The organism is Aquamicrobium sp. LC103 (genome assembly GCF_001014615.2).
In the GTDB taxonomy this organism is placed as follows: domain Bacteria; phylum Pseudomonadota; class Alphaproteobacteria; order Rhizobiales; family Rhizobiaceae; genus LBCQ02.
The window spans coordinates 286316-307748 of record NZ_LBCQ02000001.1; the positions used below are offsets into that span (position 1 = coordinate 286316).

The 21433-nt window shown below is 66.9% G+C and carries 23 protein-coding genes; 13 read left to right on the plus strand and 10 right to left on the minus strand.

Annotated features, from left to right (window positions below; all coding sequences use genetic code 11):
- Positions 1 to 17: 17 nt before the first annotated feature.
- Positions 18 to 797: an endonuclease III gene (gene nth, locus XW59_RS01435; RefSeq protein ID WP_047146971.1), complete on the plus strand. Its 780-nt coding sequence runs from the start codon at positions 18 to 20 to the stop codon at positions 795 to 797.
- On the opposite strand, the gene XW59_RS01440 is transcribed toward nth, so the two are convergent.
- On the minus strand, positions 791 to 1237 hold the full coding sequence (locus XW59_RS01440; protein ID WP_047146970.1) for a DUF2214 family protein: 447 nt from the start codon (positions 1235 to 1237) through the stop codon (positions 791 to 793). The genes nth and XW59_RS01440 overlap by 7 nt on opposite strands.
- 139 nt (positions 1238 to 1376) lie before the next feature.
- On the opposite strand from XW59_RS01440, the gene XW59_RS01445 reads away from it, so the two are divergent.
- The gene (locus XW59_RS01445; RefSeq protein ID WP_047146969.1) at positions 1377 to 1628 is read left to right on the plus strand and encodes a YdeI/OmpD-associated family protein; all 252 of its coding nucleotides are present in this window, start codon (positions 1377 to 1379) and stop codon (positions 1626 to 1628) included.
- On the opposite strand, the gene XW59_RS01450 is transcribed toward XW59_RS01445, so the two are convergent.
- The gene (locus XW59_RS01450; protein ID WP_047146968.1) at positions 1616 to 2350 is read right to left on the minus strand and encodes a sulfate transporter family protein; all 735 of its coding nucleotides are present in this window, start codon (positions 2348 to 2350) and stop codon (positions 1616 to 1618) included. The genes XW59_RS01445 and XW59_RS01450 overlap by 13 nt on opposite strands.
- 170 nt (positions 2351 to 2520) lie before the next feature.
- Between XW59_RS01450 and XW59_RS01455 the strand changes: the two genes are divergently transcribed.
- Positions 2521 to 3513 carry an adenosine kinase gene (locus XW59_RS01455; RefSeq protein ID WP_047147198.1) on the plus strand — a complete coding sequence of 331 codons (993 nt, stop codon included), beginning with the start codon at positions 2521 to 2523 and terminating at the stop codon, positions 3511 to 3513.
- Here XW59_RS01455 and XW59_RS01460 read toward each other — a convergent pair.
- The 4 genes from XW59_RS01460 to hrcA form a co-directional block, all read right to left on the minus strand.
- Positions 3510 to 4142, minus strand: coding sequence for a trimeric intracellular cation channel family protein (locus XW59_RS01460; protein ID WP_047146967.1), 633 nt, complete (start codon positions 4140 to 4142; stop codon positions 3510 to 3512). The two genes, XW59_RS01455 and XW59_RS01460, sit on opposite strands and share 4 nt — an antisense overlap.
- A 100-nt stretch (positions 4143 to 4242) precedes the next feature.
- Complete coding sequence (locus XW59_RS01465) at positions 4243 to 4743, minus strand: GNAT family N-acetyltransferase (protein WP_047146966.1); 501 nt, start codon at positions 4741 to 4743, stop codon at positions 4243 to 4245.
- An 85-nt stretch (positions 4744 to 4828) separates the two neighbouring features.
- The gene (grpE, locus tag XW59_RS01470) at positions 4829 to 5500 is read right to left on the minus strand and encodes a nucleotide exchange factor GrpE (RefSeq protein ID WP_047146965.1); all 672 of its coding nucleotides are present in this window, start codon (positions 5498 to 5500) and stop codon (positions 4829 to 4831) included.
- Between the two features lie 90 nt (positions 5501 to 5590).
- On the minus strand, positions 5591 to 6661 hold the full coding sequence (hrcA, locus tag XW59_RS01475; RefSeq protein ID WP_047146964.1) for a heat-inducible transcriptional repressor HrcA: 1071 nt from the start codon (positions 6659 to 6661) through the stop codon (positions 5591 to 5593).
- Between the two features lie 158 nt (positions 6662 to 6819).
- Between hrcA and rph the strand changes: the two genes are divergently transcribed.
- The 4 genes from rph to hemW are packed head-to-tail and all read left to right on the plus strand — an operon-like array spanning position 6820 to position 9810.
- On the plus strand, positions 6820 to 7536 hold the full coding sequence (gene rph / locus XW59_RS01480; RefSeq protein ID WP_047146963.1) for a ribonuclease PH: 717 nt from the start codon (positions 6820 to 6822) through the stop codon (positions 7534 to 7536).
- A 56-nt stretch (positions 7537 to 7592) separates the two neighbouring features.
- Entirely contained in the window at positions 7593 to 8003 is a 411-nt protein-coding gene (locus tag XW59_RS01485) for a VOC family protein (protein WP_047146962.1), read from the plus strand.
- Positions 8003 to 8650 carry an RdgB/HAM1 family non-canonical purine NTP pyrophosphatase gene (gene rdgB / locus XW59_RS01490; protein WP_047147197.1) on the plus strand — a complete coding sequence of 216 codons (648 nt, stop codon included), beginning with the start codon at positions 8003 to 8005 and terminating at the stop codon, positions 8648 to 8650. The genes XW59_RS01485 and rdgB overlap by 1 nt, the downstream gene beginning before the upstream one ends.
- Positions 8647 to 9810, plus strand: coding sequence for a radical SAM family heme chaperone HemW (gene hemW, locus XW59_RS01495; RefSeq protein ID WP_047146961.1), 1164 nt, complete (start codon positions 8647 to 8649; stop codon positions 9808 to 9810). Before rdgB ends, hemW begins: the two co-directional genes overlap by 4 nt.
- Here hemW and XW59_RS01500 read toward each other — a convergent pair whose 3' ends face one another.
- Positions 9811 to 11064 (minus strand): TCR/Tet family MFS transporter, encoded by a 1254-nt coding sequence (locus XW59_RS01500; RefSeq protein ID WP_047146960.1) that lies wholly within the window; start codon positions 11062 to 11064, stop codon positions 9811 to 9813.
- A 171-nt stretch (positions 11065 to 11235) separates the two neighbouring features.
- Here XW59_RS01500 and rsmI point away from each other — a divergent pair, with 171 nt between their 5' ends.
- The 4 genes from rsmI to XW59_RS01520 all read left to right on the plus strand — a co-directional run bounded on the left by rsmI (position 11236) and on the right by XW59_RS01520 (position 15361).
- Positions 11236 to 12132: a 16S rRNA (cytidine(1402)-2'-O)-methyltransferase gene (rsmI, locus tag XW59_RS01505; RefSeq protein ID WP_047146959.1), complete on the plus strand. Its 897-nt coding sequence runs from the start codon at positions 11236 to 11238 to the stop codon at positions 12130 to 12132.
- Positions 12122 to 12499, plus strand: coding sequence for a YraN family protein (locus tag XW59_RS01510; protein WP_047146958.1), 378 nt, complete (start codon positions 12122 to 12124; stop codon positions 12497 to 12499). Before rsmI ends, XW59_RS01510 begins: the two co-directional genes overlap by 11 nt.
- A gap of 78 nt (positions 12500 to 12577) precedes the next feature.
- Positions 12578 to 13402, plus strand: a complete 825-nt coding sequence (locus tag XW59_RS01515) for a cyclase family protein (protein WP_047146957.1) — start codon at positions 12578 to 12580, stop codon at positions 13400 to 13402.
- 1671 nt (positions 13403 to 15073) lie between these two features.
- Positions 15074 to 15361, plus strand: a complete 288-nt coding sequence (locus tag XW59_RS01520) for a GIY-YIG nuclease family protein (RefSeq protein WP_047145345.1) — start codon at positions 15074 to 15076, stop codon at positions 15359 to 15361.
- A gap of 490 nt (positions 15362 to 15851) precedes the next feature.
- Here the strand turns inward: XW59_RS01520 and XW59_RS01525 are convergent, their stop codons facing one another.
- Complete coding sequence (locus XW59_RS01525) at positions 15852 to 17225, minus strand: cytochrome P450 (protein WP_047145346.1); 1374 nt, start codon at positions 17223 to 17225, stop codon at positions 15852 to 15854.
- A gap of 275 nt (positions 17226 to 17500) precedes the next feature.
- On the opposite strand from XW59_RS01525, the gene gyrB reads away from it, so the two are divergent.
- The gene (gene gyrB / locus XW59_RS01530) at positions 17501 to 19948 is read left to right on the plus strand and encodes a DNA topoisomerase (ATP-hydrolyzing) subunit B (protein WP_137326959.1); all 2448 of its coding nucleotides are present in this window, start codon (positions 17501 to 17503) and stop codon (positions 19946 to 19948) included.
- Between the two features lie 194 nt (positions 19949 to 20142).
- Positions 20143 to 20346, plus strand: coding sequence for a hypothetical protein (locus tag XW59_RS01535; protein WP_136068170.1), 204 nt, complete (start codon positions 20143 to 20145; stop codon positions 20344 to 20346).
- A 56-nt stretch (positions 20347 to 20402) separates the two neighbouring features.
- Here the strand turns inward: XW59_RS01535 and rpsU are convergent, their stop codons facing one another.
- Both rpsU and XW59_RS01545 read right to left on the minus strand, forming a co-directional pair.
- Positions 20403 to 20672, minus strand: a complete 270-nt coding sequence (gene rpsU / locus XW59_RS01540; protein WP_047145349.1) for a 30S ribosomal protein S21 — start codon at positions 20670 to 20672, stop codon at positions 20403 to 20405.
- Between the two features lie 219 nt (positions 20673 to 20891).
- Positions 20892 to 21425: a DUF934 domain-containing protein gene (locus XW59_RS01545; RefSeq protein WP_047145350.1), complete on the minus strand. Its 534-nt coding sequence runs from the start codon at positions 21423 to 21425 to the stop codon at positions 20892 to 20894.
- Positions 21426 to 21433 lie beyond the last annotated feature (8 nt).

A 21433-nucleotide genomic window follows, 5' to 3' on the forward strand; every position in this document is an offset into this window, starting at 1 on the left:
ATGAGTATAGAGAGCTCATGCAAAAGCCCAAGAGCAAAATGGCCGCAGCGGCCGGCAAGTCAGGTCGAAGGCCCGGCACCGGCGCGCGCGCCAAAGCGGAGCGCAAGCCGAACACGCTGTATTCGCCCGGGGAGATCCACGAGATGTTCCGGCGCTTTGCCGTGCAGCGGCCGGAGCCCAAGGGCGAGCTCGAGCATGTGAACGCGTTCACCCTGCTCGTCGCCGTGGTGCTGTCGGCACAGGCGACCGATGCCGGCGTCAACAAGGCGACGCGCGCGCTCTTCGCCGTCGCCGACGCGCCCGGCAAGATGCTGGCGCTCGGCGAGGAGAAGGTCGGCGAGTACATCAGGACGATCGGGCTCTGGCGCAACAAGGCGAAGAACGTGATCGCGCTTTCCAAGGCGCTGATCGACGAATACGGCGGCGAGGTGCCGGCGAGCCGCGACGAGCTGGTGAAGCTGCCGGGCGTGGGCCGCAAGACCGCCAATGTGGTTTTGAACATGGCGTTCGGCCAGCATACGATGGCGGTCGACACGCATATCTTCCGCATCGGCAACAGGATCGGGCTCGCGCCCGGCAAGACGCCGGAACAGGTGGAGGATACGCTGGTACGCATCATTCCCGACGAATATATGCGCCATGCGCATCACTGGCTGATCCTGCACGGACGCTATGTCTGCAAGGCGCGCAAGCCGGACTGCCCGGCCTGCATCATCGCCGACATCTGCAAATCGCCGGAAAAGACGACGGGCGTGCCGGCGCCGCTGGTGAGGATCGAGACGCTGGCGGCTCAGTAGCCGACGCCGCGCGCCATCATCGCCGCGAAGATCGGAACGAGGACGAGCACCGCGGCTTCCCACCGGAACCAGGCGCGCACCGCCGCGACCTCCGAGGCCGGCACCAGCCAGCCCTCCTCGACGGCCGCCTTCTTCCAGCGCTGGAAGCGCATCGTCGGCGCTGTCGAAAGCACTCCGACGATCGCGAACGCCCCGACCTTCGCCCAGAACACCCAATAGTAGATGTAGTATTCCCAGCCCTTGAGGCCGAGGAAGACGCGGGCGAAGCCGACCAGGATGACGGCGCCCGCGAGACCGCCATAGAGGCCGTCGAGGCTCGCCACGCGCCTCACCGCCGCGCCGTCCATGCCGGGCCGAACGAGCACGATCTCGGCCGCGAGCACCGCGACCAGCAGGAAAACCAGGAGATGATGAAGGATGGCCAGCATCAGATCGGTCATGTCGCTTTCCTCGGGCCGCTTCAGAATGTTTACAGTGTAAAGTTCTTAATCTTCAATCTTTCCACTGTCAATATAACCTCGCAATCCCATGACGAACACGCCAATTGACGCGTCGCGCCGGGGGCAGCATCATACGCACATGACGCTCAAGCGGGATATCCAGCCGATGCCGGATTTCGTCCGGCGGGCACTCGACGCCGAAGGGCTGGCGGCGCTTTACGACGCGCGGCCGCCCTACCAGCGCAACGATTACATCGGCTGGATCACGGGCGCGAAGCGGGAAGAGACGCGCCGGAAGCGCCTCGCGCAGATGCTCGACGAGCTGAAACGCGGCGGCGTCTACATGAACATGAAATGGAACGGCCGAGGCAGGCCGTCCTACCTCGAATAGCCCGCGGTCTTCAGCGGCACGCCGTCCTCCCTCGCCGATACCATCTTATGGAGATGCACCATCATCGCCGCCGCGAACAGCGGCGTCAGGAGGTTGAGCAGCGGCACGGAGAGAAAGGCGGCGATCACCAGGCCGGCGAGAAAGACGGTGCCCGCGTTGCGCCGCCGCAGCGCCTTGGCGTCGGCTTCGGTCCGGAAGCGCATGGCGGCGAACTCGAAGAACTCGCGGCCGAGGAGATAGCCGTTGACGACGAAGAAGGCTGCAATGTTGACGCCCGGTATCAGGAGCAGCAGCAGCGCGAGAAGGTTGCCGAGCACGACGAGGACCAGGAATTTCGCCGAGACGAGCGCCGCCGTCATCAACGGCAGGGCGCGGCCGGGCGGATCGAGCGGATAGTCGTTCCGCTCGACGAGCTCGGCGACGTCGTCGAGGAAGAAGCCGGCGATGACCGCCGTGACCGGCGCGATCAGCAGGCCGAGGCCGAGCGCCAGCGCGAGACCGGCGAAGATCGCGGCGAAAATGCCGAGCCAGCTCGCCCATTGCGGCAGGCCGGGCAGCATCTCCTGCAGCGGCGGCAGGGCGAAGGCCTCGAAAAGCCCGGTGACGCCGAACCAGAGGCCGATCAGCACCACGACGGTCAAACCCAGCGTCTTGAAGAAGACCGCGCGGAATTCGGCCGTGAACAACCGGTTCAGCGCTGCGATCGCGGCATCGAAGATCATGAGACTCCAGCTCCCTTGTCGCATGGCAGATGGGAAGGCCGAACGGCAGGCGCAATAAAGCGCAAGGCTTGTTGATCGCGCAAGACTTTGCAATCCGCACCGCTAGCCGTTAAACCCGGCTCGTGTTCAAGGCCGGGAACGTTCGTTCGCCGGATCAGTCGGAGACATTCATGAAAGAATTCGACGTGCTTTGCATCGGCAACGCGATCGTGGACATATTCGCGCGCTGCGACGAGGCATTCCTGACGGAGAACGGCATCATCAAGGGTGCGATGAACCTGATCGACGCGGAACGCGCCGAATTGCTCTACGGCCGCATGGGGCCGGCGATCGAGGCGTCCGGCGGCAGCGCCGGCAACACGGCCGCTGGCGTCGCGAGCTTCGGCGGCAGGTCCGCCTTCTTCGGCAAGGTCTCCAACGACCATCTCGGCGAGATCTACACCCACGACATCCGCGCCCAGGGCGTCGCCTTCGACACGCGCCCGCTTCCCGGAGAGCCGCCCACGGCGCGCTCGATGATCTTCGTGACGCCGGACGGCGAGCGCTCGATGAACACCTATCTCGGCGCCTGCGTGGAACTCGGACCGGAGGATGTCGAGGCCGACAAGGCGAGCGCCGCGAAGGTCACCTATTTCGAAGGTTATTTGTGGGATCCGCCCCGCGCCAAGGAGGCGATCCGGCTGACGGCGAAGCACGCGCATGCGGCCGGCCGCGAGGTCTCGATGACGCTTTCCGATCCCTTCTGCGTCGACCGCTATCGCGACGAGTTCCTAGACCTGATGCGTTCCGGCACGGTGGACATCGTCTTCGCCAATGAGAGCGAGCTGAAATCGCTCTACCAGACCTCTTCCCTCGATACCGGGCTGGAACTCATTCGCAAGGATTGCCGGCTCGCCGCGGTCACCCGCTCCGAACTGGGCTCGGTGATCGTTCGCGGCGAGGAGACCGTGCCGGTCGAGGCGATCGGGATTTCCGAGCTGGTCGACACGACCGGTGCCGGCGATCTCTACGCCGCCGGCTTCCTCCACGGCTACACGACGGGGCGCAGCCTCGCCGATTGCGGCAAGCTCGGCTCGCTGGCCGCCGGCCTCGTCATCCAGCAGTTCGGCGCGCGCCCGCGCCAGAGCCTCCTCGAGGAAGCGCAGCAGCGCGGCCTCGCCTAGGCGATGTCTTCCGGCCGGCGTCCGGGGCGGCTCTTGTAGGGCGGGAACGACCAGCCATATTTCAGCGCGCCGCCGCGCACGACGAAGGCGGCGGCGAATGCGACCAGCGCCGCCGCCAGCAGCGGCACGCCGGCGATGTAGAGGATGGTGAAGACGGCCGCGCCGACCATGGTCGCGGTGACGTATATTTCCGGCCGCATCAGCACCGAGGGCTCGGCCGAGAGCATGTCGCGCAGGATACCGCCGAGCGTGGCCGTGATCATGCCGGTGACGACGGCGACCGTGGCCGAGCCCGTGACGACCAGCCCCTTATAGGCGCCGAACACGCAATAGGCGGCAATGCCCACCGCATCGAGCCACAAGAGAAGCTTGTAGCGCGATTCGATCAGGTGGGCGGTGAAATAGACCAGGATGGCCACCGCCGCGCAGACGATGATGTAGTCGGTGTTGACGACCCAGAACACCGGCACGTCGAGGATCAGGTCGCGGAAGGTGCCGCCGCCGATGCCGGTGACGCTGGCGAGGAACAAAAACCCGATGATGTCGAGCTGCTTGCGCGACGCCGCGAGCGCGCCCGTGGCGGCGAAGACGCCGACGGCTGCATAGTCGAGAAGTAGGATCGGGTTCATGGCGGCTCCCCCCTTCCCACATGATTAGACGATCGGCGGCCCACCCGGAAGTGCGCCGGCGCCTTCGTTCACACGGATCTTCCCCGGATCCCACCACCGGTCAGTCTGGAAAGGTTTCCATCCGCCGCTGATAGGAGCGAAAACCCATCTTTTCGTAGAATGACAATGCGCGCGGATGATCGTTCGTATCGGTATGCAGCCAGATTCTGCGCGGCGCCCGCGTCCAGCAGGCGCGCAGTGCGCCGTCAAGCAGGAAGCCGCCAAACCCCTGCCCATAGGCATCCGGCACGAGACCGAAATGGACCAGCTCCACTTCGGGGCCGCCGACCCGCGCAAACTCGCACATGCCGACGGCCCGGCCGTCGTGTCGCAGGACGTGCACCTGGGTGGAGGATTCGGCAAGCAGGGCGTCCAGCTCGGTGAGCCTCATCCGCAACCGCTGGTCCCAATCGAGCGTCTCTCCCACTTCGCGATAAAGCGCGAGATAGTCAGCTCGTCCAATCCGCTCGGGGCCGACCGTCAGCCCGACCGCCGGCGCTGGCTTTGCCGCATATGACGGCGGCGCCGTCATTTCCATATAGGTCACCAGCAGCTCGACCATTCAGAATTATCCGTGGAAGGCGCGGCTCGGATGTGAAGCATCCAAACGCGTACCGCATCGGGGCACCGTCGGATGGAAGGCCGCTTCAGGCGTCCTTTTCGGCCTGCGGGTTCGGCGGCCCGGGTTCGGCCGGCGCCGCCTGGTCGTTGGCCGCCTGCTTGGGGCCGCCCTTGGCGACGCCCACCATGGCGGGCCGCAGGACGCGATCGCCGATGACATAGCCGGTCTGGACGACCTGGACGACGGTGTTGTTGGGCACGTCGGGATTTGGCACCTCGAACATCGCCTGATGGAAATTCGGGTCGAATTTCTCACCCTGCGGATCGAGCTTCTTGACGCCGTGGCGCTCGAGCGCGGCGAGCATGGCGCGCTCGGTCATCTCCACGCCCTCGATGAGCGCGGTGAAGCCGGCATCGCCCGCCGCCTTGGCCTCGGCGGGAATAGCCTCCAGGGCGCGGTTCAGATTGTCGGAGACCTGGAGCATGTCGCGCGCGAAACTGCTGATCGCATAGGCGCGGGCATCCTGCACGTCGCGCGCGGTGCGCTTGCGCAGATTGTCCATCTCGGCGGCCACCCGCAGCGCGCGGTCCTTCAGCTCCTCGTTTTCCTTGACGAGCTTCACGACCGCCTCGTAGTCGGCCTGCTCGCCGGCTTCCGCGCCGACCTGATAGGCCTGCGCCTCTGCGGCGGCCTCCGCATATTCGCTCTCTGCCGCGGTCTGTTCCGGCGCGCGTTCTTCTTTCGGCTGTTCGCTCATCGCCTGATCCCGTTTTGGAACGTTGCTCGAATTTTGCGCCCGATATCGAGCTTCGGGACGAGAAAATCAAGGGGCTCGCGGAATTCGTTCCTATCGCAGCATGCGGCCCAGCACCTGCGCCGTATAGTCCACCATCGGCACGATGCGGGCATAGTTGAGGCGCGTCGGGCCGATCACGCCGAGCGCGCCGACCACCCTGGAATCCTTGTCGCGGTAGGGCGCCACCACCAGGGAGGAACCCGAGAGCGAGAAGAGCTTGTTCTCCGAACCGATGAAGATGCGCACGCCCTGCCCGTCCTCGGCGAGGTCGAGAAGCTGGATCAGCCCTTCCTTCGTCTCGAGATCCTCGAAGAGATGCTTGAGCAGCTCGATATCCGCCTCGGCGGTGATGTTTTCGAGCAGATTCGCCCTGCCGCGCACGATCAGCCGCGCCGGCAGGCCCGATTCGGCGCCCGCCCAGACGGCGAGCCCGCGCTCGACGAGATCGCGCGACAGCGAATCGAGTACCGCCCGCGTTTCCTCCTTCAGGCGTTCCATCTCCTCCCGCGCCTCGGCGAGCGTGCGGCCCCTGATGTGCGCGTTGAGATAGTTGGACGCCTCGTGGAGCTGCGAGGCGGTGACGCCGGCCGGCAGATCGACGACGCGGTTCTCGACGTCGCCATTGTGCGAGACGAGCACGGTCAGCGCCTTGGTCGGCTCCAGCTGGATGAATTCGATGTGCTTGAGCGGCGCTTCCGCCTTCGCGGTGATCACCAGCCCCGCGCCGCGCGACATGCCGGACAGCATCTGGCTCGCCTCCGTCAGCATGTGCTCGACGGTGGCGCCGCTGCCCGAGGCGCGAACCTGGGCCTCGATCACGCGGCGTTCCTCGTCGGTGAGGTCGCCGATCTCCATGAATGCGTCGACGAAGAAGCGAAGGCCCTGCTGGGTGGGCAGGCGGCCGGCCGAGATGTGCGGCGCGTAGATGAGGCCGAGCTGTTCCAGATCGCTCATCACATTGCGCACGGTGGCCGGAGACAGCGACTGCGGAAGCATGCGCGAAAGGTTGCGCGAGCCCATCGGCTCGCCGTCGCGCAGATAGGTCTCCACGATCATCCGGAAGATGTCGCGCGAGCGCGCGTCCAGCGCCTGCAGATGGTGATCCAGGATCGGCTTCGTCATTCTTGCCCTGCCTCTTCTAGAGAGGAATATAATCGTCGGACCAACGAACACAACGTTCCGGTGCAAGGCCTTGCCGGACGGGCAAAGATGCCTTTTCCTTTGCGTCGGGGATTGCGGGCGGCTACAAGCCACCGAAATCACGAGAGAAAGCGACAAACATGCGGCCATCCAAACGCCAGCCCGACGAAATGCGAGCGATTTCCTTCGAACGCGGCGTGTCGAAACACGCCGAGGGCTCGTGCCTGGTGAAGTTCGGCGACACCCACGTGCTGTGCACCGCGAGCCTGGAGGAGAAGGTGCCCGGCTGGATGCGCAATTCCGGCAAGGGCTGGGTAACGGCCGAATACGGCATGCTGCCGCGCGCCACCGGCGACCGCATGCGCCGCGAGGCTTCCGCCGGCAAGCAGGGTGGCCGCACGCTGGAAATCCAGCGCCTGATCGGCCGCTCGCTGCGCGCGGTGGTGGATCTGCAGGCGCTCGGCGAGGTGCAGATCACGGTCGATTGCGACGTGATCCAGGCCGATGGCGGCACGCGCACGGCTTCGATCACCGGCGGCTTCGTCGCGCTGCACGACTGCCTCAAATGGATGGAGGCGCGCCAGATGGTCAGCGTGCAGCGGGTCCTCAAGGATCATGTGGCCGCGATCTCCTGCGGCATCCATGACGGCGTGCCGGTCATCGACCTCGACTATCTGGAGGATTCGTCCGCCGGCACCGACGCCAATTTCGTCATGACCGGCAAGGGCGGCATCGTCGAGATCCAGGGCACGGCCGAGGGCGAGCCGTTCTCGGAGGAAGAATTCGCGGCCCTGATGGGACTTGCCCGCAACGGCATCGCGCGGCTGGTCAGCCTGCAGAAGCTGGCGATCGGCTAGAAAGGGCCTATCTGACGCTGGTGGCGCGATTGCGCCACGCGACCCGGAGCACGACCATGACCCCCTCGGCCATACTGGAGACAGCCCTTTACGTGGACGACCTCGACGCGGCCGAGGAGTTCTATGCCGGCGTGCTCGGCCTGGAGCGGATCGCCAAGGTCGCGAATCGTCACGTCTTCTTCCGCTGCGGCGACGGCGTCCTTTTGCTGTTCAACGCCGGCGAGACGGTGAAGCCGCCCGCGCCCGAAGCGCGCCTGCCGGTGCCGCCGCACGGGACCGAGGGCGAGGGTCACCTCTGCTTCCGGGCGACGGGCGAGGAAATCTCGCGCTGGAAAGCGCATCTGGAGGGCAAGGGTCTTGAAATAGAGGCCGATTTCGAATGGCCGTCGGGCGGGCGTTCGATCTATTTCCGCGATCCGGCGGGAAATTCGATCGAGTTCGCCGAGGCGAGAATCTGGGGATTGTGATGCGGAAACTGGAAGGCAGGAAGATCGTGGTGGCGAGCCACAACAAGGGCAAGCTCGCCGAGTTCGCCGATCTCATCGCGCCGTTCGGCTTCGAGGCCGGCTCGGCGGCGGAATACGGCCTTCCCGAGCCGGAGGAGACCGGCACGACCTTCGAGGAGAACGCCTATATCAAGGCTTTCGCGGCGGCTTCCGCCACCGGCCTGCCGGCGCTTTCGGACGACAGCGGCCTGATGGTCGACGCGCTGGACGGCGCGCCGGGCGTTTACACCGCCAACTGGGCCGAGCTGCCCGACGGCACGCGCGACTTCGCCCATGCCATGCAGCTCACCGAGGGAAAGCTGCGCGAGAAGGGCGCGACCGGCGGCAAGGAACGCACCGGACGCTTCGTCTCCGTCATCTGCCTCGCCTGGCCGGACGGCGAGGCCGAATATTTCCGCGGCGAGGTCGATGGCCATCTCGTCTGGCCGCCGCGCGGCGAGCGCGGCTTCGGTTACGACCCGATGTTTCAGCCGGACGGCTTCGACGCAACCTTCGGCGAGATGAGCGCGGCGGAGAAGCACGGCTGGAAGCCTGGCGACGCGACCGCGCTTTCTCACCGGGCGCGCGCCTTCCAAAAATTCGCGCGGTCGAAGCTGGGCTGCGAATGATCCGCGACGACGACAGAACGCCGGGCTTCGGCGTCTACGTCCATTGGCCGTTCTGCGCGGCCAAGTGCCCCTACTGCGACTTCAACTCCCATGTCCGGCATCGTCCGGTCGACGAGCAACGCTTCCTCGACGCCTTCGCGCGCGAAATGGCGACGATGCGCAGCCGCACCGGCCCGCGCGAGGTGACCTCGATATTCCTCGGGGGCGGCACGCCCTCGCTGATGAAGCCGGAAACGGTTTCCGGCGTGCTCGATGCCGTGGCGCGCAACTGGACGGTTCCGGGCGGCATCGAGGTGACGCTGGAGGCGAATCCGTCCTCGGTGGAGGCCGAACGGTTCCGCGGCTACCGCGCCGCCGGCGTCAACCGCGTCTCGCTCGGCGTGCAGGCGCTGAACGACAAGGATCTGCGCTTCCTCGGCCGCCTGCACGACGTCGAATCCGCCCTTCACGCGATCAGGCTCGCGCGAGAGACTTTCCCGCGATTGTCCTTCGACCTGATCTATGCCCGGCCGGGCCAGACGCTCGAAGCCTGGGAGGCCGAGCTCGAGCAGGCGATCGGCTACGCCGTCGACCATCTTTCGCTCTACCAGCTCACCATCGAGGAAGGCACGCCGTTTCATGCGCTGCACGCGGCCGGCAAATTCGCCATCCCCGAGCCGGAGCACGCCGCCGACCTCTACCGCGCGACGCAGGAGGTCACCGCCGCCCACGGCCTGCCCGCCTACGAGATTTCGAACCACGCCCGCCCGGGCGCGGAGAGCAGGCACAATCTGGTCTACTGGCGCTACGGCGAATATGTCGGCGTCGGGCCGGGCGCGCACGGACGCTTCGTGGAGGGCGGCCGCAGGATCGTCACCTTCACCGAGAAGAACCCCGAGAAATGGGCCGGATTGGTGGAAGACCATGGCCACGGCGTGACCGGCGGAGAAATCCTTACCCGCTCGGAGGAGGCGGACGAGTTCCTGCTGATGGGGCTGCGTCTCGCCGAAGGCATCGACCTCGCCCGCTACGAGCAGCTTTCCGGCCGGCCGCTTTCCTCGCGCCGCATCGCGACGCTGCAGGAGGAGGACCTCGTCGCCCCGGTCGGCAATTCGCGCCTGCGCGCCACCTCCACCGGCATGATCGTGCTCGACGCGGTGGTCGCCGACCTCGCCCGCTGATCAGGCGGCGACCTTCCCGCCCTCGCGGTCGCCTCGTCCGGCGCGGCGGGCGACGTTCCAGCCGATGAGCGCGGCTGCGAGAAGCACCAGCGCGGCGAGCAGGAAGGCGAGGCCCGGCCACGGCAAGGGCGAGCCATCGCGCACCGAGAACGCATAGACCGCGCCGAAGAACAGCGGCGAGGCGATGCCGGCGACGCTCGCCACGCTCATATTGGCGCCCTGGAGCTGGCCCTGCTCGCTCTCGGAGACGCGGCGCGTCATCAGCGACTGGATCGTCGGCATGGCGAGCCCCCAGAGCGCGTTGGGGAACATGGCGATGGTGAACGACAGGCCCGTCGGGGCGATTCCCATCAAGGTGAGGCCGAGCGCGCCGCCGAACAGGCCGAACACCATGACGACGCGGTCGCCGAAGCGCTTGACGGCCGGCCCGACCAGCAGGCCCTGTACCAGCATGTCGAGCACGCCGACGAGCGCCAGCAGCACGCCGACCTCCCACGCGCTCCAGCCGTAGCGATAGCCGGCGTAGAGCACGAAGACCGCCGAAAAGACGTGGTGCGCGAAATGGAGGAGGAAATTGACGATGGCGAGACCGGTCAGCTCGGCATGCGAGCGCAGGAGCATCATCGCGCCGAACGGATTGGCCCTGCGCCAGGAAAACGCCATCCGTTTCTCCACGGCGAGCGATTCCGGCAGGATGAAGAGCCCGTAGAGGAAGGCGACGCCGCTCAGCCCGGCGGCGAACCAGAACGGCGCGCGCGGCGAGATCTCGCCTAGGAAGCCGCCGATCAGCGGCCCCGCGACGAAGCCGGCCGAGAAGGCGGCGCCGATCAGTCCGTAGGCGCGGGCGCGGCCCTCGGGCGGCGTGATGTCGGCCATATAGGCGAAGACCGTGGTGAAGCTCGCGGAGGTGATGCCGGCGATGATGCGGCCGAGCGCCAGCCACCACAGGTCCGGCGCCACCGCCATCAGCACGTAGTCACAAGCCAGACCGATGGTGGAAAGCAATATCACCGGCCGGCGACCATACCGGTCCGACAGCGAGCCGATCACCGGCGAGGCGACGAACTGCATGCCGGCCCACAGCGCGACGAAGACGCCGTTGATCCAGCCGGCCTCGGCGTTCGAGCCGGCGAACTGCTCGATCAGGGCCGGCAGGACGGGAATGACGATACCCATCGCCACGATGTCGAGGACCGCCGTGACGAATATGAACGCGATGGCCGCCTTGCGGCGCGAGCCGGTGATGGGGTGCATGGCACTGTCTCGAATTGGGAGGCGAGCTATATACCCGCGCTTCTCGCGGCGCCATCCGCCGGAAACCGCCAGCGATTGATCCAGGCGCGCTCTCCTGACAAGCGGCGGCAGGAGCTTTGCAACCGCAGCGCCGCCGTGCCATGAAGGCCGCTGGAGAAAGGGCGATTTGCGATGGATGACGAAGGCGGGCGGAACTATCTGATCGGTCAAGCTGCTTTCGCCGCGCGCCCGCTCGAGCCCGCGCTCCATATCGTCGCCACGCCCATCGGCAACCTCTCCGACATCACCTTGCGCGCGCTGGAAACGCTGGCGGCGGCCGACATTCTCGCCTGCGAGGACACGCGCGTCACCCGCGTGCTGCTGGAACGCTACGGCATTCGCCGACGCACGACCGCCTATCACGAGCACAACGCCGCGGAGGCCGGACCGAAACTGATCGAGGCCGTGCTGGCGGGCAGGAGCGTCGCGCTCGTCTCCGACGCCGGCACGCCGCTCGTTTCCGATCCCGGCTACCGGCTGGTGGCCGAGGCGATCGAGGCGGGCGTCAGGGTCGTGCCGATCCCCGGTCCTTCGGCGCTGCTCGCCGCGCTCGCCGCCTCCGGCCTGCCCTCGGACGCGTTCTTCTTTGCCGGCTTCCTTCCGGCCAAGGACGGCCAGCGGCGGAGCCGGCTGGAGGAGCTGAAGGCCGTGCCGGGAACGCTGGTCTTCTACGAATCGCCGCGCCGGCTGGCCGGCAGCCTTTCCGCGATGACGGAGAGCCTCGGCGACCGACCCGCGGCCGTCGGACGCGAATTGACCAAGACGTTCGAGGAGATGCGGCGCGGTAGCCTCGCGGAGCTCGCCGCGCGCTACGGCGAGGAGCCGACGCCGAAGGGCGAGATCGTCGTCTGCGTCGGCCCGCCCCTGCCGGCCGAGGCGCCCGACGCCGCCGACACCGACCGGCTGCTTCTCTCGCTTGCCGGCGAAATGAGCGCGTCGAAGGCCGCGGGCGAGGCCGCGCGCATGACCGGCGGCCGCAAGACCGATCTCTACCGCCGGCTCATGGAACTCAAGGGCGATGGCGGATAGTCGGCGCAAGACGCGGCTCCACAACCATCGGCGCGGCCATCGCGGCGAATGGCTCGCCTCCGTGGCCCTCATGCTGAAAGGCTACCGCATCCTCGCGCGGCGCTACCGCACCAGGCTCGGCGAGATCGACCTGATCGCCCGGCGCGGCGACCTCGTGCTGATCGTCGAGGTGAAGACGCGGCCGACGCTGATCGACGCCATGGAGGCGCTGGCCTTCACCTCGCAGCGCCGGATCGAGGCGGCCGCCGATCTGTGGCTGTCGCGGCAACCGGATTTCGGGCGGCTTTCGGTGCGCTTCGACATGGTGGCGGTGCTGCCGCGCCGCTGGCCGGTGCATGTCGAAAACATATTTCACGGGCGCAATTGAACTCGCGAAGAATCCCACTTGCCGTTGCGTAAGATCGGGTGACAATCCCTCCCAGGGAACAAACCGAAGGAGGACGTCATGTGCCATCATTGCGTGATCGAGAACGTGAAATCCAACATGCTGAGCCGCCGCAATTTCTTCAAGGGCGGCCTGGCGGCCGCGGCAGCCGCGACGGCGGTCTCGGCCGCGCCGCGGCCGCTCCTCGCGCAGGCCGCGCCACGGAAGGCCGAGGACCTCACCCATGAGCTCCACGAGGCGTTTCCGACCTTCTTCGGCGACCAGCAGCTCTTCATCGAGCAGAAATTCTCCTTCGCCAAGGACACGTTCAACCTGAACGAATGGCGCATCAACGAACACACCGGCACGCATATCGACGCGCCGCTGCATTTCTCCGCGGACGGGAAATCGGTGGCCGAACTGCCGGTCGAGGACCTCTTCCTGCCGCTCGTCGTGGTCGACATCAGCGCCAAGGCCGCCGAGGATCCGGACGCACAGGTGACGCCCGACGACGTCAAGGCGTGGACGGACGCCAATGGCGACATTCCGGAAGGCGCGTGCGTGGCGATGCATTCCGGCTGGGGCGCGCATGTGGCGACCGAGAAGTTCCGCAATCTCGGCGACGACGGCAAGACCATGCATTTCCCCGGCTTCCACGTCGAAACCGCGCGGATGCTGATGGAACTGCCCTCGGTGAAGGCGATCGCCGTCGACACGCTGTCGCTCGATTTCGGCAAGTCGCCGGATTTCGCCGTCCACAACAGCTGGCTGCCGTCGGGCCGCTACGGCATCGAGGGCGTCGCCAATCTCGACCGGCTGCCGGCCTCGGGCGCGACGATCGTGGTCGGCGCGCCCAAGATTCGTGGCGCCACCGGCGGTCCGGGACGCATCTTCGCGCTGGTTTGAGGAGCCGAACCGGAACCTCGTTCCTTCGCCGTCGTGCATCGGGTTCACCTTCCTGATCCGGCGTTTACCCCCACTCCTGACCCCTCCCCACAAGGGGGAGGGGGACTTGGCGGCCGCAATGTCCGCGCCCGCGCGTCGCCCCCGCCGGGGTTCCTGGCGGAGCCGTCGGAGATTCTCCTCTCCCTTGTGGGGAGGGGTCAGGGGTGGGGGTGTGAAGCCAGCCTTCATCGGCGATCTCCTTTGACGGCGATTGTCCTTTGATCATGAAGCCGGGCGTTCTCCTTTGTTCCGCCTCCGCCTCGCCCGGCGACCTGCCGGGGCGAGCCACGGGTCCCGACCCGTCCTTCGGCCCCCCTTGGGGGAGAGGAGACCGTCGAGGCCACGCCATTCCTCCCGAAGGAAGCCAGGCGGGCGCGCCTCTTCTCCCCGGCGGGGAGAAGGTGGCCGCGAAGCGGCCGGATGAGGGGGCGCACCCAAGCCGAGGGATGGCGAGGCGTCGCGGCCGCGCGCCGTCCCCGCCACGCCCCGCTTGCGGTCTGGCCATTGATCCTTCGCCCCTTCGATCCTTCGACCCTTCGACGAGCTCAGGGCTCAGGGCTCGGGATGAGGGAGTAAGGTCGGGAGACGGGCGGCCGGAGGGTCGCTCATCTGAAAGTTGCGTGCGACCTTCCGGCCGTCCGCCCGGCGATTTGCGTCCGCGCCCGTTCCGCTGCCCTCCTGCGCCCCCGCGGGACCGTTCCCGCTCGAAACGCCGAAGGTTGCGTGCTCGCTCCAGCACACCCGGCGCGTAGTCGCCGGGGAGGAACCTCTGGACGCGGCCTCCCCGGCCGCGGCTTACGAGGCCGCGGCGGAGGCGCCGTCCCCTTCCCACGCAACCACCGTCATGATCGGCGTTCCCATGGAAGAGGCGCACGCAGGATAGACGCGGCGGCAAGGGGCGTGGATGAAAAAGCGGACGGCGAAAGGCGAATGCGGGGGAAATGAAGGGGTTGGGCGGAAGGAGGGGGCGGATTTGTGCACGGTTCGTCTAGCGTCGTCTTCCCGCTTCGCCAGCGCGCAACGCCTGCGGTCGCCGTAAAGGGCGGCGGCCTTCCCGCTTCGTCATCCTCGGGCTCGACCCGAGGATCCATGCCGGAACGGCGACAAAGGCGAGACGGTTCAGAGCGCGGGCCAGCGCCGCACCGCGCGGCCGGGCGGCTCAGGCATGGATCCCAGGGTCTGCGCCTGCGCTTACGCTCCGGCTCCGCCCTGGGATGACGAAGAGAGAGACGGGGCGGCAAATCGCCGACGCTGGAGGTTGGCGGGCGACACTTCGCCGGCGCGGAACGCCTGCCTTGGCCGGATGAGGCAGCGGCCTTTCCGCTTCGTCATCCTCGGGCTCGACCCGAGGATCCATGCCGGAGCGGCGACGAAGGCGGGACGGTTCGGAACGCAGGCCAGCGCAGCCTCGCGCGGCCGGACGGTTCAGGCATGGATCCCAGGGTCTGCGCCTGCGCTTACGCTCCGGCTCCGCCCTGGGATGACGAAGGGGAGACGGGGCGGCCAATGGCCGACGCTGGAGGTTGGCGGGGCGGCTATCGCTTGGCCGTACTTACAGGCTTGGTCTGTCTGCTTCGTCATCCTTGCCGAGCCCCGGATGACGAAGGTGAGGCGTCCGGCTAAGCTTGCGTCATGACCGGCTATGTCTACATGACCGCGAGCCAGAAACGGGGCACGATCTATATCGGCGTCACCAACGACCTCGGGCGCCGCATGCCCGAACACAAGGCGGGGACGGGTTCCCGGTTTACCGGCCGGTACGGCGTCCACCGCCTTGTCTGGTACGAAGAGCATTTCGATATCCGCGACGCGATCCAGCGCGAGAAATCGCTGAAACGCTGGCCGCGTCGGTGGAAGATCGACCTGATCGAAAGGGCGAACCCCGATTGGAACGAACTGTTTCGCGGCATGGGATGGTAGTGCCTGCCTTGGCCGGATGAGGCAGCGGCCTTTCCGCTTCGTCATCCTCGAGCTCAACCCGAGGATCCATGCCGGAGCGGCGACGAAGGCGGGGCGGTTCAGAACGCAGGGCCCGCGCAGCCTCGCGCGGGGCCGGATCGGCAAATCGCCGACGCTGGAGGTCGGCGGGCGACACTTCGCCGGCGCAGAACGCCTGTGGTGGCCAATTGGGCGGCGGCCTCCCCGCTTCGTCATCCTCGGGCTCGACCCGAGGATCCATGCCGGAGCGGCGACGAAGGCGGGACGGTTCAGAACGCAGGCTTGCGCCGCACCGCGCGGCCGGACGGCTCAGGCATGGATCCCAGGGTCTGCGCCTGCGCTTGCGCTCCGGCTCCGCCCTGGGATGACGAAGGGGAGATGGGGCGGCAAATCGCCGACGCTGGAGGTTGGCGGGGCGGCACTTAGGCGGGGCGGAACGCTGACGTGCCGAAACCGGGCGACGGGTCGGTTGCTATCTCCGCGTCACCGTCATCGGCAGGCCGCCGTCGGGCTGCGTGGTGAGCTTCTGGACCGGCCAGGGCCGGCTTCCGGGAACCGGATCGAAGCGGTAGCGCGACATCAGGACGGCGAGCGCGATCACCGCCTCCTGCATGGCGAAGGTCGCGCCGATGCAGATGCGCGGGCCGGCGCCGAAGGGGAGATACTGGAAGCGGTCGATGGCGTCGCGGTTCTTCGGGTGGAACCGCTCGGGCATGAAGGCGTCGGGTTCCTTCCAGAGCTTGCGGTGGCGGTGGACGGTCCAGGGCATGATCTGGATCTGCGCGCCCCTGACGATCTCCAGATCCCCGTAGCGGTCCGGCGTGATCGCCTCGCGGCTGATCGAGGGCGCGGGCGGATAGAGCCGCATCGCCTCCTCGAAGGCGGCGCGGGTGAAGGGCATGGCGTCGAGCCAGTTCACGGGATCAGGGACGGCGGGAAGCACCGCGTCGATCTCCGCCTCGACGCGCTCGCGCTCCCACGGCGCCTCGGCGAGGCAATAGAGCGCCCAGCCCAGCGCGCGGGCCGTGGTCTCGTGGCCGGCGCCGATGAAGGTGATGATGTTGTCCTCGATTTCCGCCGAGCCGAGCCCGTCAGGCCCCTCGGCCTTCAGGAGAAGCGTCAGGAAATCCTCGGGCGCGCCCTTCGGATCGCGCGCGAGCTTCGCCTTGCGCAGCCGCATCGTCTCGGCGACGATGCCGCGGAAGAAGGCGAGCGAGCGGCGTCCGCGAATGCGGGTGAAGCGCGGCAGCCAGTCCGGCGCGCCGATGAGATCGAGCGGATCGACGCGGCCCATCGTCTCGAACAGCCGGTCGACCTGGTGCGCGAAGCTGCCGGGCTCGCCGGCGACCTCGCCAGAGAACAGCGTCTCGGCGAGAATATCGTAGGTCAGCATGGTCATGTCGCGGACGACGTCGACCGGCTCCGCGGCGTTCTCGTAGCGCTCGGCGAAGGCGATCGTGCGCTCGTGCATCGGCCGGGCGAAGCCGGCGATGTGGCGCGGCGTGAAGACCGGCGCCATCGCCTTGCGCGAGCGCTTCCAGACGTCGCCTTCCGCCGTCAGGAGGCCGTCGCGCAGGATCGGCCGCAGGATCTTCTGGCGCACCCGCGCCATGCGGTAGTTCCTGGCGTTGTCGACGAGGATGTGGCGAATGAGGCCGGGATCGTTGGCGATCACCAGCGGACCGCCGATGCCGGTGGAGATCGATATCCACGGCTCGTTGTAGGAGGGCTCGCCCCACAGTTCGAGCGGATTGCGGTAGACGATCCGCAGCATCTGCAGCGTGGAAGGCGGCGCGCCCCTCGGCTTGGGCGCCGGCGGGACGAATGGCGCTGGCTGTGTGTCCATGACCTCTTTCCGTTTGCTTCAATCTAGGAACACGGCTTGCGCAGGGCAAATCCCGGATGGTCATTTGTCGGTCATTTTTCGACCTGGGAGCGCGGCAGGGCGGCGGTGCGACGAAAAGCGCCGGAACTTCGCCCGGCAAAGGCCTTCATCCCCACTCATTGGGGCCGAAAACCTTGGAAAATCCGCCTTCAACCCCTATATCTTGGAGAGTTTCGGGCGCGTGATTCGGGGTAGGACAGACGCGCCGGTTCCATGACAGACAAGAACGGATTTTCATGAGCGACATGCCCGACGACAGCACCGCCGCACAGGCAGAATATGGCGCGGAATCGATCAAGGTCCTGAAGGGCCTCGATGCCGTGCGCAAGCGGCCGGGCATGTATATCGGCGACACCGATGACGGCTCGGGCCTGCACCACATGGTCTACGAGGTCGTCGACAACGCGATCGACGAGGCGCTGGCCGGCCATGCCACCAAGGTCACCGTCACGCTCAATCCGGACGGCTCCTGCACGGTGACCGACAACGGCCGCGGAATTCCGACCGAGATCCATCCTTCCGAAGGCGTGTCGGCCGCGGAAGTCATCATGACGCAGCTCCATGCCGGCGGCAAATTCGACCAGAACTCCTACAAGGTCTCCGGCGGCCTGCACGGCGTCGGCGTCTCGGTCGTCAACGCGCTTTCGGTGTGGCTGAGGCTCAAGATCCGCCGCAAGGGCCAGATCCACGAAATGGCCTTCACCCACGGCGTCGCCGACAGCCCCCTGAAGGTTACCGGCGATGCCGGCGGCGAGACCGGAACCGAAGTCACCTTCCTGCCGTCGCCCGAGACCTTCACCATGGTCGAGTTCGACTACGGAACGCTGGAACACCGGCTGCGCGAGCTCGCCTTCCTCAATTCCGGCGTGCGCATCATCCTGACCGATGCGCGCCACGCGGACGTGAAGAGCCAGGAACTGCTCTACGAGGGCGGGCTGGAAGAGTTCGTCAAATATCTCGACCGCGCGAAGAAGCCGCTGATCGCCTCGCCGATCGCCATCCGCTCCGAGCGCGACGGCATCACCGTCGAGGTGGCGATGTGGTGGAACGATTCGTACCACGAGAACGTGCTCGCCTTCACCAACAACATCCCGCAGCGCGACGGCGGCACGCATCTGGCCGGTTTCCGCGGCGCGCTGACGCGGCAGGTGACCGGCTATGCCGAATCCTCGGGCATTTCCAAGAAGGAAAAAGTCTCGCTGACGGGCGACGACTGCCGCGAAGGCCTGACCGCCGTTCTCTCGGTGAAGGTGCCCGACCCGAAATTCTCCTCGCAGACCAAGGACAAGCTGGTCTCCTCCGAGGTGCGGCCGGTCGTCGAAAGCCTCGTCAACGAGGCGCTCGGCACGTGGCTGGAAGAGCATCCCACCGAGGCCAAGGTGCTGATCGGCAAGGTCGTGGAAGCGGCCGCCGCGCGCGAGGCCGCGCGCAAGGCGCGCGAGCTGACCCGCCGCAAGGGCGCGCTCGACATCACCTCGCTGCCGGGCAAGCTCGCCGACTGCCAGGAACGCGATCCGGCGAAGTCCGAAATCTTCATCGTCGAGGGTGATTCGGCCGGCGGCTCGGCCAAGAGCGGCCGCTCGCGCCAGAACCAGGCGATCCTGCCGCTGCGCGGCAAGATCCTCAACGTGGAACGCGCCCGCTTCGACCGCATGCTCTCCTCCGACATGATCGGCACGCTGATCACGGCGCTGGGAACCGGCATCGGCAAGGACGAGTTCAACGCCGAGAAGCTGCGCTACCACAAGATCATCATCATGACGGACGCCGACGTCGACGGCGCCCATATCCGCACGCTGCTCCTCACCTTCTTCTTCCGGCAGATGCCGGAGCTGATCGAGCGCGGGCACCTCTATATCGCCCAGCCGCCGCTCTACAAGGTCAGCCGCGGCAAGAGTTCGCAATACATCAAGGACGAGCGTTCCTTCGAGGAATTCCTGATCAGCTCCGGGCTGGAGGAAACCGTGCTCGACCTCGCCAATGGCGAGGCGCGCTCCGGGCAGGATCTGCGCGCGGCGATCGACGACGCACTGGCGGTTCGCTCGCTCGTCAACGGCCTGCACACGCGCTATTCGCGCCCGGTCGTCGAACAGGCGGCGATCGCGGGCGCGCTGAACCCGGAAGTCCTCTCCAATCCGGGCCGCGCCGCCGAGGCGGCCGCCTATGTGGCCAAGCGGCTCGATATGATCTCGGAGGAGACCGAGCGCGGCTGGGAAGGCCGGGTCAATCCCTCCAACACCGGCGCGGGCGGCCTGGTTTTCGAGCGGACGGTGCGCGGCGTGCGGGAGATCGTCACGCTGGACGCCGCCCTCATCGGCTCGGCCGACGCCCGCGCCATCGACCGCTATGCGTCGCGGCTGCAGGAAATCTACGAGCGTCAGCCGGTGCTTCGCCGCCGCGAGACCGCGGAGACGATCGCCGGCCCGATGGCGCTGCTCGACGCGGTCTTCGCCACCGGGCGCAAGGGCCTGACCATGCAGCGCTACAAGGGTCTCGGCGAGATGAACGCGGAGCAGCTCTGGGAGACGACGCTCGATCCGAACGTGCGCTCGCTGCTGCAGGTCAAGGTGAACGACGCGACCGACGCCGATTCGCTGTTCTCGCGCCTGATGGGCGACGAGGTGGAGCCGCGCCGCGACTTCATCCAGGAGAACGCGCTCTCCGTCGCCAATCTCGACGTATAACGCCAAGCATTCGCGCCGCGCATCCTTGGGTGGGCGGCGTTTCTACTGTTTGCGCGGCAAATCCGAAGTCGATCGGATCGGCGCGATTTAATTAAAACTTTACCCTGTTTCGCACTTGTGATTGTGCGACCGCGGGTTTTTGGGAACCATCCAAGCCGGAAATGGGTTCTTCCTACCCAATTCGGATGGAGACCATGGCTAGGAACAGCAAGAAAACCGAGGATGGGGAGAAGGCGCTTTCAGCGCTTATCCTGCGGGAGGCGGGAACGGAAACCAACCGCCGCCTGCTCTCGCGCCTGCCCGTCTTCAGGCCGGATCCGGTATTGCCGGAACGCATGAGAAAGCTGCTCGGCGAGCTCGACCGGGCGGAGGAGGAGCCGCGCCTGGCGCGCGGGTGAAGCCGGCCGACGAAAACGCCGGCCGGCGCCAGATAAATAAGCAATATCGATGATGACTATGCCGCGCTCGGGGCGGGACGCGCCGGGCGGCCCGTCGGGCGCGCCTTGCGCTTCGGGGCAGGAAGAAGGCCCTCGCGCTGCGCCTGCTTGCGGGCGAGCTTGCGGGCGCGGCGGACGGCTTCCGCCTTCTGCCTGGCGCGCTTCTCGGACGGCTTCTCATATGAGCGGCGCGCCTTCATCTCGCGGAACACGCCTTCGCGCTGCATCTTTTTCTTGAGGACTTTCAGAGCCTGATCGACATTGTTATCGCGTACGACTACCTGCAATGGTTTTCCTGACTTTCAAGTTGAATTCGCCCGCAAACGTGATGCGGACATCTAAGTGAGTCGACAGGGCAACTCAGCGAAAGCGGCGCCGAAACAAGGCCAAAGCAGAGGCCGAACACGGGAGATTGGACCCGAACGAATATCGGGCGCCGTAATGACTGTCACGGATATAGGCCCATCGGCGGCAAATGCAACCGCCCATGGCCCGAAGTGTGGATTTCAGACGGCCGGCTGGCGCCGCCAGGAGTAGCGGACACCCGGTTGGGCGGGCCTGGCGCTCGGCTGGTAGTGGAACGGAATGCCGCCGAGGCGATCTTCCTCCAGCCGGCGCAGCGCCGTCTCGTTCGTCACCTCGAATTCGCTGAAACCCGTCCGCAGCATCAGCGGAATCTGGTCGATGAGCACGTCGCCGGCGGCGCGGACGATGCCGGCATAGCCGTATCGGTCCCGCAGCAGCAACGCCTTGGAATAGGACCGGCCGTCGCTGAAGGCCGGAAAGGCGAGCGACACCAACGGCAGGGATGCGAGGTGCGGCACGATCGCGTCCAGCTTCTCGCCCGGAAGGATTTGCACGCCGACCGAGCCGGCCGCGCGCTCGCGTGCCTCGCCGTCGAGCGCGAGGAACGCCTCGAGCGGCAGGATGACCTTGGCGTTTCCGCCCAGCGCGTCGACGCTTTCGGCGTGGCGCCATTCGTCCTCGCGAAAACCTTGCGGCGTCCAGAGCCTGGGCGTTGGCGTGGTGGTCTCGGTCATCGATGATC